Source organism: Arthrobacter sp. E70, from assembly GCF_058266945.1.
In genome coordinates this window covers 120,719-131,695 of record NZ_JBYQFR010000012.1, presented here as the reverse complement: position 1 = coordinate 131,695, position 10,977 = coordinate 120,719, and the positions used below count along the sequence as shown (strand labels likewise).

Here is a 10,977-nt window from a genome sequence, read left to right as displayed (position 1 = left end):
TCAAACCTGACGTCAGGTGTGGCACACCAGCACTGTCAGAATAGGGCCCAGACTAAGCTTTTGGCACACCTGGGTGAGAGACTCATAGATTTTAACCGGACACTAGGGGTCGATTCAGGCGAGACAACTCAAGCCTGACGAGCTAGGGCCGAGCTAACGTTTGCTGATGTTTAGCGTCGTTTCACTAGCACCCAGACTTTGTCCTCCTGATTCGACAGGTGAATGCAATTCGCATCGCCAGCGATGACAGCTAGGGGCTTCGCGTGAGGCTTTATTGCGGTGACACCCACCTCTGAGTGGTGCCATAGCTCATTATTCTTGTCCACGCCAAAGGTGCCGTCGGAGGATACCTTGACGAGAGACTTCGATAGGCGCACTTGAGACGCGGGTTTGAATAAGTCTGTCCAACTGTATACGTTTCCGGCAGCTGTAACGCAGTAGAGGACCTGATCACTGCCGAAGATTTGAGTCGCCTTAGGCGCGCCGGATAGTTGACGAGGTGGGTCATAGCGGTCGCGCTTGCCCCAGAGCGTACCCGGTTTCAGTGACCTCCCCCAAGAATAGACCTTGCCTTCAGAGGAACGAGCAATTACGTGCCTGTGTAAAGTACCCTCCTTGGGCGCACCAGAAGGAAAGTTTGTGAGTTCATGAACAGGTGTAACTCCAAAAATCCTTTTGGCATTGTGCGTGAAAGCGGGTCGTTTAGCTCCCAACCGGTAGTCCCAATTGGAACCCCAGCCATGAAAGTTCGAATTGTGTTCTTCGGCGTAACCTGTCCGGCCTAGCGCGAAGACACGGACAAATAGGCCCTTTAGATCCAATCGAATAGGCGTTTCAGCAGGCACTTGATCCTGCCGGGTTAGCCTGCCTTGTGTTCCTGACCCCCATCCGTAGATAGAGCCCCCCCGTGTTACTGCGTAACCGCCATGCTTGTTGGTAGAGATGTGTCGGATGCCTGATAAGCCAGGCATCAGGGTCGGTGGGTGTGGGAGGTGCATCCCGTTGTTGATGCGCCAAACTGCCCCGTCCGAGTCCAACGCATAGTTACCGCTGACCTGGACTATGGATCTTCCTTTGAAGCGGTATTTGGCTAAAATGCGCCAATCTTCTGTGCCGATCAGGGAGCGTTCAAGCAGATAGAGCTGACTGTCATACCCGTCCGGAACAGAAAGAACGGGACGGAAAACGACAGCCCCGTGCAAACGGCCTGCATCGGTGTTAGCCGCTTGCTCAGTCGGACCGGACTTCAATGTACGCCATACTGGCTCCGGTAGACGAAAGCCAGAAGAACCTGCGTTCGTATTCACCACAACGGACATATTACGGACCTCCTGTCATCCTGCCTTCACATAGTCGCGTGTCAACGGAAAAGCTGAGTTCTGAGTGCTATATTGACCGCAAGCTAGCGGGGCTTGAACATTTCACAGGAACTGCGAGGTTCCACGGGCCGATGGGGACGACTATGAGCATTCCAGAATTTACTGCAAAGCCAGTTGAAGAAGTGCGCCTCCTTCCGATCTACGTACTATGCGATTCCTCCGGGTCCATGGCCCACGAGAAGGCCATTGACGCCGTCAACGAGGGACTCGACGGCATCCTGAGGGAAATTAGGTCACAAGGAGCCAAAGGCAAAAACATTCGTTTGTGTCTCATATCGTTTGCAACTCATGCTTCTGTCACGCTGCCACTTACGAAGGTGACGATGGAGACGTATGCCCCTCCACTGAAAGCAGAGGGCGTTACCAATCTTCCCGATGCCATCCAACTGCTGGAGCAAACGCTCTCAGATGACTACCATCGACTGCGCGATGAAGGAGTGCGAGCTTATCGTCCAGCCGTATTCGTATTCACTGACGGACGGCCGACGGACGCACGGGGTCAGGAACTAACTGATCATAGTATCTGGCAAGCACGTCTGGAAGAGCTGAAAACGCACCCCATCTGGGCCCCTCGTATCTACGCTTATGGCTTTGGCGCTGCTGAACCCGCTCAACTGAAACTTCTTGTAAATGAGAAGGGTGTAGCAGACGACGTCGTCGAAAACCGTGTGAACTTCACGGGCGCTGAAGCAGCGGAAAGTATCGGCCGTATCTTCCCACACCTTTTTAAGACTCTCACCGAAGCTGCCCAGGTTGTCTCCGGAGGCCATGCTACCGAGAAGGACCTGGGAGATGCTTTAGATAATGCCCACGCCCGGCCCACCACGAACCAAAACGACACGGATGACTGGTGGAACAAAGTAACTGGAGCCGTTTAGTGACCTGGCTTCGCTCGGGCCTAAGAGCAGGGCGAAAACTCCAGGAACGAGTTACCGTAAACCGAACACGGCAAACGCGTCCGAGCATTGTAGGTGACACAGGGGAAATTCAGTTCGAAAAGACCACCATCCGCCCCCTCCACATACGGCCTGCAGATGTCGAGCCTGTAGCCGTTCTGCCAGATGACGGCCTCGTTCACCCTCCAGCTTTCGTTATGGACTACGGGCAACTTGACCAGAACGCATTGGCCCTGCGAGCGGGCAGCCTGAGGGGGAGCGCCCACGTAGAGCTTGGACAACCAAGACAAGATTCCTATTGTGTGAGCGTCGATTCTGGCTTCATACACATTGCTGTTGCAGACGGTGTGGGTTCTGAAGATCTTTCCCACATAGGTGCAGCAACAGCCGCAAAAATTGCAGTACTCCGATCCACGCAGGGATTTAACGTCGACGGAATAGCGGACGCAGTGATAGAGGCGCTGGCTTCTAGGGCTGAGGCTCTGGGCGTCCCACCGGAAAGGTTATCTACGACCTTATGTTGGGCCCGCATCACTTTGGGTGATGCGGGCGATGCATGGAAGGTGGAAATCGCCGAGTGGGGCGACACTGAGCTGATCATTTATGACACCCGCGAGATCCGGGATGGGCATCCAATCTGGGATCGGCTGCCGAAACTTTCCGAAGCCGGCTATGCAAACTCTGTCCGCGCCTTACCGGTCCACAAGCACCTGGTGGCGCACACCAGCGAACTTCTTTGGCAGGACGGGCAAGTTCTTTGCTTTGCCTCAGATGGGATAGCGTCAGATGTTCGCTCTGATACCCTCCTCGGGCATGAGCTGGCCAAGGTATGGCACGCAGTGCCTACCCCATGGGATTTCGCTGGCCACCTTGCCTTCCAGTACGCCCCCGCGAATGATGACCGCACTGCCGTCGTTTTGTGGCGCACTCCCAATGCCCCAGCTTCAGGCGAACGGGAATCCACGAAAGCGGAGGATGAGCTACCCCAGGGTGAAGGTGAAACCACAGCCTAAGCACTTCAGCCCGAATCCCGTGCCTTGGACTGAAGCAAAGAAGCTGATAGATGGCCCTCTCACTGATGGTGAAGGCGGCCAGGGGGCCATCTTCGCCTGCAAGGATGTTATGGAGGGAATCGTCGCCAAGCTGTATAAGACGGAACGGCCCAGAGCCGACATGATGAGAGCCATGGATCTGATACGTGTCTGCAAGTCGCTCGACCCGTCCGCCGACGTGACAGCTGCCTGGCTGGAACGCCTGAACGTTCCATTGCGCCCTATACTGTCTCCCGCGGGTGAATTTGGCGGAATGTTTTTGCCGCCAATTCCAGCTGAGGTGGCAGCGGTGGAATTTCACTTCGATCGTCAGCGGCGGACAATGGTTCCAACCGCGCAGCGGGTGAAATTTGAAGCACAGTTCCTTAGCCAGCAAATGAGCCCAGTAGGCGCTAATAGTGAGCAATGGCAATGGCGAATACTTTTCTCACTCGTTGAGACCGTCACTATGATGCATTCGGCAAATCTTGTGCACGGTGACTTGAGTATGAGCAACGTCCTTGTGCGGCAAGTTGACGGCAGTCACAAGAATGACTCCATATATCTCATTGATATCGATGATACCTTTTTGGATGACGGCGGCCAACGCTTACGTGGTGTCATCAGACGGTCCCCATACACCTTTGATCCCGCTAGCGTCACTGCGTCTGTAGTGACAAAGGAAACTGACGTTTTCGTCGTGGCCCTATGGATTGTCGCGTTCATGGAGAATGATTTCGGAGAACCGGCGAACGTTGCCCGTACAGTACCGAAAAAGGCGAAAATGCGACTCGAGCAAGCGGGTCCCGAGTTGGCTAGATTGGTATCTCGAGCGCTTGGACCACTGGGAACAAGACCAACCATGATGGACATTTATAAGTCGATGTGGCCTGTTGCGCGCAGATTTGGTGCGGCGAATGATCGAGGTTGAGTATCCACAGAAAAGTACACCGGTGATGAGAGGTAATATATGAATGTTCGTCTTTTAGAGCCAGCCCGGCCCTTTAAAGGCGCGGAGATAGCTGAACCTGGACGATGGCTCATCATTTTCAAGTACAACAGAGCCGTAGCGCTCTACAGCGCCGGCGCAAAAATTCGAAGGTTCTTTGACGCCCCAGTACTCGGCGCGTCCGTCGCAAACTTGGATACCACTCCTCAGGATGTAGTAATCACGGTACGAGATGTGCGGACTTACGATGGTTACCGCCTCTCAGCCCTTACAGTGCGTCTCCAAGTCAGAATTACCCCAGATGAGGAGCAGGCTGGGTCAGCTTTGCTACAGCAGATAAATGACGAAGGCGAAAAGTTCTTCGAAGGGGTTGTAGCGAGAATACGGCAGGAAGTTGAGGTCCATTCCAGGACAACCCTGGCCAAAGTAAGAGCCGTAGAAGTCGTCAACCAAGGCCCATCCACCCTTATCTTCCCGGCCGGAGCACTCAACATTCAATCGGTCCCCTTTGTATCCGTCACCTCCGTCCAAGCTGTTGATTGGGAGGAAGCAGCACTAGCCCGCGAGGTGCGGCTTGCTGAAGAGCGACGAGTTGCCGACGAAGACAGAGAAAAACTTGACGAAGAAGCTAGAGAACGCGCTGCGAGGGCTCTAATCCACCAAGAGTTGTTGAACGCGCAGCATGCGAGTGTCCAGCACGATGCCGAAGCCGAGCTCGAATCGCGAAAATTGGAGCTAGCCATAGCAAAGGCTCGTAGGATCGGCGTTGATCCGGTGGCACTCGTGGAACCAAAGCTATGGGGGCAGCTGGCCGAGCAGCATAGTTCGGTCCTGATAAAGCTACTGGAGTCCAGTCACCTTTACCCCATGATCCGTTCCAGTCCGGAGCTCCTCACGGCGATCTTGCACCGGCTTTCTGGCGGTAATTCCTCGATCCCCTTGGGCCGCCAGGCTGACATGGTTCTGGATGGCATCGATCCCTCTCGTCTGGACTTTCCCAGCCTCGGGACAGTACATGCTCCGGTCGAGTCCAGCGCCTACTTAGCTAAGGCAGGTCTGAAAGTTGATCCGCTCATCGAAGAGGTGTGGATAAATAGTGGCGGTAGTTCGCCTCTGACTGGAGCGGGGTTCGCGGAAGCACCCAGCCAACGCGCCGGTCTCGTTCTGGTCCTGGCTAAGGCAAGGCCCGTCATACCTGCAACCTTTGAAACTTCGGTGATTGAGGGTTTGCGTGGAGCGGGTAGGAATATTGAAAAAGTAGGGGTCAAGGCCGCCGCCGGTTCGACCTTGGATGAAGCGGTCCAACAGTTCGTACGGGTCATTTCCCCTTCGGTGACCACCTCCCTTAGCTTGCGGGAAGTCCGTGACCGCCGCGAGGCTTACGTGGAGCTTCGAGGGCAACGCAACGATGCACAGAAGGTTTTCGACATAATGACCGACCCTCAAAATCCGATACTGCCAACTCTGGAAAGTCTCATTGGGGAGAGTGCCCGTATCCGCTTTGCGCCTCCGATTGTCTGAATCATGCACATACGGCCTTTGAGCGTGCACGTTGAGAAAATTTCACATCGTCGATTCGGTTGGGTTGCCTCCGTGCCGTGGCTGACTGACTCAATTGACGATGGAGAGCGCTTCGGTATCGAAAGTCTGGACAGAGGTTATCTGAATCTGGCGGAGGCAATTGCCAATGCGTCGCCCGAGAGTTCATCACTACAGCTACGCATACTTTCGAAGGGCGCGAACGATGAATCTGGTGGAGCAGGAGTGCTTACTGCTTGGCTGGTAGCGACAGCGGACAACCCCGACGGCTGTCGGCAGATGTGGGATCTTGTCTCCGCTACCCTGCCCGCCGAACTGCCTCTGCAGCCAGGCGATGACCGCGCGGCCAAAGGTGTATTCAACTGGCCCCAATCAGTTCCTATAGAAGGCGTTGTCGAAATACGACGGCGCATCGAGGATGCTCGTCCTGTGCCCGGAATAACGGTACTGGACCCCGCCGAGGCAACTGTTTTGCAGTGGGACGTTGCACCGAATTCTCTGCGAACCTTAATGGGCTTACTTACGCGGCAGCCCGGCAAGTCAGCTCTCGTGCTGCATATGGAGCGCGTCATCCCTTCAGAAGCCCTGTTGATGCGTGCCGCTGACATCTTCAAAACAGCAGTTGCTGGCGTGAACGGACCGGTGGGCGGGGAATACGGGCCGATACTGCGTCGAATAGCGGATGAGGCGAGGCACCGTCTACGTGTCTTTCCTAGGGGTGCACTCCACGTTCGCGTAGCCATCGCTAGCGATCACGAACTTGTTCCTGGTCTCGCGGAGTCCGTCGCCATGGACCTGACGTCCGTGGGCGGGTCAGACATAACGAAACCAGATGATTCCGTCGAGTTTACGGACGCACTAGGGCTCTTTCGGGAAGGCGAATCACGTTCGTGGCGCGCTCATCCCGATAGCGAAATCGAAGAACTTCGCTATATGTCGGATCCTGCGGAGGCGTCCCTCGTGGTTCGGTTTCCTCAGCCACCCCGCGGTGGGCTACCTGGGATCGCGTCCGCACCCATGGTCACCCTCCCACGTTCGCCACAACCTCCAGCACTTCATGGGGGAGCAGGAGCAGTAACTCTGGGAGTTTCGCCTCACGGAGGCAGAGTAACTCTTACGCTCGGTGAGTTGAACCAGCACACCCTCGTCATGGGCTTGCCTGGTTTTGGCAAGACCCACTCCGTGCACACTGTTCTCCGCCAACTCTGGAATGATCACGGGATCCCATTCTTGGTCCTTGATCCGGCCAAGGGTGATTACGGTGGACTCATCGATAGCCTCCGGGATAGGCCAAAGGCGGCGCCTCAACGTGTTGTTCTTGATCCGGAGCATGTGGCTTTCAACCCCTTTGTCGTGCCTCCTGGATCTTCTGTCCATGCTCATGCTGGCCGCGTTCTTGGGGCGTTTGACGCCGCACTTCAGATTAGTGCCCGCTGGCCGGCTGGCTATCTAACCTTGTCTCGCGGGCTCTTTCGCGCCTATGAGCAATGCCCAGCCGGAGAATGGCCTACTCTGCGGTCGCTGTATGCAGCCGTCGGGGACCTGATTCGCACAACGCCCATGGACCCAAAAAGTAAAGCTGACGTTACCGCCGGTTTGCTCGGGCGACTGGAGTCCATGGTGCGCGGACCCCTTGGTGTAGCACTCACCGGAGGTCCAACGTCCGGCATCGATTGGCACGACCTTCTCAACCGCCCAACGGTCATCGAATTCCGAGGCTTTGCAGGGCCAGCCGAGCGATCGTTAGTCTTCGGCCTCCTAATCGCTGGGTTGGCGTCCGTTCGTGAAAACGCAGAAGAAGAAGCCGGGAAAGGATTGCAGCACGTCACAGTTCTGGAAGAGGCTCACAGAGTTTTGGGACACACCGGCACAACAGAGGCAGAAGGTGTCCGCCTCCTAGCGGAAGCAATTGCTGAACTGCGAGGCTCGGGGGAAGGATTCCTGGTAGTCGATCAAACACCCACAGTTCTCCACCCGGTGGTTAGGAAGGTTTGCGGATCCCTTCTAACTCATCGGCTCGTGGAGCGGGAAGAACGGGAAGCCGCAGGTTCCGCCTTGTTGCTGGACCCTCGGCAGATTGAAGATCTCGGCAGGTTGGCGGTTGGACAAGCCGTTGTCTACGGGGCTGCACGTGTCTCTGCTGCCGTCGTGAACGTGACTCCGCCAGACGCCACTATCACTCTGACACGGCGCGAGCGGCGTGCCTCTCTGACTAACGGTAGGAGCGAGCCTCTATTCTGTCTGGGCTGTAGCAGCATGTGCAAGCATCAAAACGTTGGACGCGCAATGGCTGAACAGGTCAGGTCGGGCGGTGGCTCGGCGGAGGATTTACTGACACGTGCAAGCCTCATGCAACGATCACCAGACGAACTCTGGTGCGCTGCCGCCCATGCCACCGCCGACGAATTTCAAAACCAGCGGCAGACAGCAATGCTGAACGCACTTCACGACAGGCGGCAGCAACTTGTTCGCGTGGTTCTTGAACTAAGGTCTCAATCAGGGAAAACAACGCCGACTGGATGAGGACAGGGTGATCGGAGTTAAGTTTTTCCTCATGAGCGCCTGGAAGACTATGCCGAGCCGGATCCCAAACATCGAAATGTCATTCTCGACCCAAATCACCCGAGTCTTCGTGTGAGCTATCGGACAAATCAGTTTCGTTGCTCGCAAAAATACCGAGGTCCTCCGCTATGGACAGCTCCAAGTCTGTTGGGTCGGACAGCCACGAGGGTGGATCCACCATGAGCGAAACGTCATCGCTGCGAGACACATCCATGTCCTCCTGTATATCATCCGCCTTAGCGGAAGCCTCCACAGCTGACTCCAACGCTTCATGAGCATCAGACAAGGCAACCAGCGCGGATTGACCAAGCGGATCTGCCAGGGATATTCCAGCGTCCTGCACAATTCCGGCTGGCGAGCTGGCAATTATGGCGGCTGCTTCCGCGCCGAACCACGCCCCCTTAGCAACCGAAGACGCAGTTTCGCCAACGCGGCTGCCCCAAGATGCATCGTTTTCCAAGATCGACTCTTTCCACCGCACAACTGGATAGGTAATAAGGAAGGGTAGCACCAAAGGCTCAAGGCTGATCTTTCCAACATCAAAGGCCTAGGAATCACCCTGCCTTCTAAAGAGCACCAATAAATAATGAAATCCAGATCCATATCGAAGGACTCACGGCTTCCTCGCAGGTTTAATCGGATACGTGCAGGTCGCGCGGGAATCGAAACAGGGAAGCAGGGCGGCTTGCCCACAATCTCCCACTACGTCACAGACAATGGATGAATGGAGTTCTGGGAGCAAAACGACGGTAGGGGTCTTGTTGTGGATGTGGGCGGATCAGGCACGCGTTTCGCGGCAGTAGAGAAAGGGGTGGTAGGCCCGATACGCCGCTCAACGTTCAGCAGCCTGCATGAACTCGCTCTGGGACTGCGGCACCTCTGTAATGATCCGGCCGCTATAGCTATCTCAGTTCCGGGATTTGTAGACAATTCCCGAGGTGTGGTTCGGATGAGTCGGGTTGCCCCTTGGTTGCAGGGGGACCTCGCAGCGCAGATGCGTCATCATTTTCCCTTGGCCAAGGTGAGTGTCTTCAACGACGGGGACGCGCATGCGTTGGCTATGCATCGGCTGCAGAACCTGCAACTTGGTGCCGTGGCCGTTGCCATTGGTACGTCATTAGCTATCGGCGTGTTGGACAGGCAAGGAGCTCTCCTGCATCCCGCAAGCGGCGAAAACTGGGACCTCGGGGACCTACGTCTTCGCACATCTGCTACCAACGACGCTGCGTGGTGGGCACTAGGTTCCGAAGGCGTTGCAGAACTAAGAGCCAGGCACGAGGACATCCCCTCCCGGTTCGGATACCGGCTAGGTGGCTTCATCGTGCAGCTATGTACCATCTTTCAGCCAAGCACCATTGGCCTGTCCGGAGGACATATCTCTGCCCTTTGGCCCCACCTGAAGGACAGCCTGTTCGAAGAAATGCAACGGATCCCCGCCCACCTTCCATGCCCGGCAGTGAGGAGAGTGCACACGGAAGAGGCGGCACTAGAAGGTCTTGCCGTCGCTATAGGCGGCTAAATGAACGACGGGACGATTAGTAAAATGTTCAGCAATTAACTTGGATCGGCTCCGCATGTGAACCCCTTGGTGGCGGGTGCGTCGTGACGCGGGATCTTTTTCCTCATGGCCTGGCTAATTCGGGTTGTAAGCGTCTTCGTGAGGGGTGTGATCGTGGCGGGTCCAGTTAGCTGTGCGGCGATTACTTGTCTGGACGGGGCGCTGCGTAGTCCGCAGGCTGTTAACCTTGTTTTATGGCAAAAAAGACAGTCGTGGTTCTGGAAGATGATATTGATGGCTCGGAAGCTAGCGAAACGATATCTTTCGCCCTCGACGGCAGTGAATACGTGATTGATCTGAACGAGGGGCACGCGAATGAACTGCGCGGAGCCCTGAGCCGTTTTACCGACGCTGGACGCAGGGTAGCTGGCGGACGTGGCCGTCCGGCGGCCCGCACGAAGTCCTCCCAAGGTGGGCCGGACGCAAAAGCGGTACGGATGTGGGCAGTTGAGAACGGCATCCAGGTAAATACTCGTGGTCGTATTCAAGCGGAAGTCGTAGAGAAATACGAAGCCGCTCACTAGGGCCGAAACAAACAAAAGTCGGAACTGGGATCTCTAACAGATTCCAGCCCCGACTTATTTTTTGTTGAACTGACCTCATCCCGCAGCTGCCCGTTACTAGGTGTGAAGAGTCCGCACATCCGGAAACCAGCCGGCCGGGGCCTTCTTTGGTTCGAGGTGTTCGGGGTCCCGGTGCTTTTGCATATCGCATTTGTAGAATGGCCCGCGCGGATCCAGGAGCACGCTCATATGGTGGTCTGCGTGGTCCTTGAACCAGACGCTCATGCCGGTGGCCCCGTCGAGCCTGAGGTGTTCCCATGCACGCCACAGCGCTTCCACCCGCGAGATGGCTTCAGGGTGGAAATACCATTCGATGCACCATTTCGCGGCGCGGCCGTCCACGTCACGGACGTAGGTGGGGAGCAGTTGCTCGTGCAGGAATTCCTCGGCCGACCCGTAAACCAGCTGCGGGGGCTTCTGCTGCTCTCCACCATCAGCGCCAGCTTCCTGGCGGTCCGAGCTGGGAGCTTCACTGAAGCGCCCGATGTCTATCGTCACGG

At 56.2% G+C, this 10,977-nt stretch carries 9 protein-coding genes; 6 read left to right on the top strand and 3 right to left on the bottom strand.

Annotation, left to right across the window (positions count from 1 at the left end; translation table 11 throughout):
- Window positions 1-170 precede the first annotated feature (170 nt).
- The gene (locus AC3IMC_RS16030) at window positions 171-1,319 is read right to left on the bottom strand and encodes an RCC1 domain-containing protein (RefSeq protein WP_490919609.1); all 1,149 of its coding nucleotides are present in this window, start codon (window positions 1,317-1,319) and stop codon (window positions 171-173) included.
- Window positions 1,320-1,462: 143 nt separating this feature from the next.
- On the opposite strand from AC3IMC_RS16030, the gene AC3IMC_RS16025 reads away from it, so the two are divergent.
- The 5 genes from AC3IMC_RS16025 (at window position 1,463) to AC3IMC_RS16005 (ending at window position 8,317) form a co-directional block, all read left to right on the top strand.
- Complete coding sequence (locus AC3IMC_RS16025; RefSeq protein WP_490919607.1) at window positions 1,463-2,257, top strand: vWA domain-containing protein; 795 nt, start codon at window positions 1,463-1,465, stop codon at window positions 2,255-2,257.
- A 215-nt stretch (window positions 2,258-2,472) separates the two neighbouring features.
- Complete coding sequence (locus AC3IMC_RS16020) at window positions 2,473-3,288, top strand: protein phosphatase 2C domain-containing protein (RefSeq protein ID WP_490919606.1); 816 nt, start codon at window positions 2,473-2,475, stop codon at window positions 3,286-3,288.
- Window positions 3,266-4,237: a lipopolysaccharide kinase InaA family protein gene (locus AC3IMC_RS16015; protein ID WP_490919605.1), complete on the top strand. Its 972-nt coding sequence runs from the start codon at window positions 3,266-3,268 to the stop codon at window positions 4,235-4,237. Before AC3IMC_RS16020 ends, AC3IMC_RS16015 begins: the two co-directional genes overlap by 23 nt.
- A gap of 39 nt (window positions 4,238-4,276) precedes the next feature.
- A complete protein-coding gene (locus AC3IMC_RS16010; RefSeq protein WP_490919604.1) occupies window positions 4,277-5,776 on the top strand; it encodes a hypothetical protein in 1,500 nt (499 codons plus the stop codon).
- 3 nt (window positions 5,777-5,779) lie between these two features.
- Complete coding sequence (locus AC3IMC_RS16005) at window positions 5,780-8,317, top strand: ATP-binding protein (protein ID WP_490919603.1); 2,538 nt, start codon at window positions 5,780-5,782, stop codon at window positions 8,315-8,317.
- 79 nt (window positions 8,318-8,396) lie between these two features.
- On the opposite strand, the gene AC3IMC_RS16000 is transcribed toward AC3IMC_RS16005, so the two are convergent.
- Window positions 8,397-8,816 carry a hypothetical protein gene (locus tag AC3IMC_RS16000; RefSeq protein WP_490919602.1) on the bottom strand — a complete coding sequence of 140 codons (420 nt, stop codon included), beginning with the start codon at window positions 8,814-8,816 and terminating at the stop codon, window positions 8,397-8,399.
- Window positions 8,817-10,108: 1,292 nt separating this feature from the next.
- On the opposite strand from AC3IMC_RS16000, the gene AC3IMC_RS15995 reads away from it, so the two are divergent.
- Window positions 10,109-10,438 (top strand): histone-like nucleoid-structuring protein Lsr2, encoded by a 330-nt coding sequence (locus AC3IMC_RS15995; RefSeq protein ID WP_490919601.1) that lies wholly within the window; start codon window positions 10,109-10,111, stop codon window positions 10,436-10,438.
- Window positions 10,439-10,534: 96 nt separating this feature from the next.
- Here the strand turns inward: AC3IMC_RS15995 and AC3IMC_RS15990 are convergent, their stop codons facing one another.
- Window positions 10,535-10,975, bottom strand: coding sequence for a DUF4913 domain-containing protein (locus tag AC3IMC_RS15990; protein ID WP_490919599.1), 441 nt, complete (start codon window positions 10,973-10,975; stop codon window positions 10,535-10,537).
- Window positions 10,976-10,977: the final 2 nt, after the last annotated feature.

Bases quoted from the DNA above. Each gene is read 5' to 3' on its own strand.
- AC3IMC_RS16030 (WP_490919609.1), bottom strand. From the start codon at position 1,319: ATGTCCGTTGTGGTGAATACGAACGCAGGTTCTTCTGGCTTTCGTCTA.
- AC3IMC_RS16025 (WP_490919607.1), top strand. From the start codon at position 1,463: ATGAGCATTCCAGAATTTACTGCAAAGCCAGTTGAAGAAGTGCGCCTC.
- AC3IMC_RS16020 (WP_490919606.1), top strand. From the start codon at position 2,473: ATGGACTACGGGCAACTTGACCAGAACGCATTGGCCCTGCGAGCGGGC.
- AC3IMC_RS16010 (WP_490919604.1), top strand. From the start codon at position 4,277: ATGAATGTTCGTCTTTTAGAGCCAGCCCGGCCCTTTAAAGGCGCGGAG.
- AC3IMC_RS16005 (WP_490919603.1), top strand. From the start codon at position 5,780: ATGCACATACGGCCTTTGAGCGTGCACGTTGAGAAAATTTCACATCGT.
- AC3IMC_RS15995 (WP_490919601.1), top strand. From the start codon at position 10,109: ATGGCAAAAAAGACAGTCGTGGTTCTGGAAGATGATATTGATGGCTCG.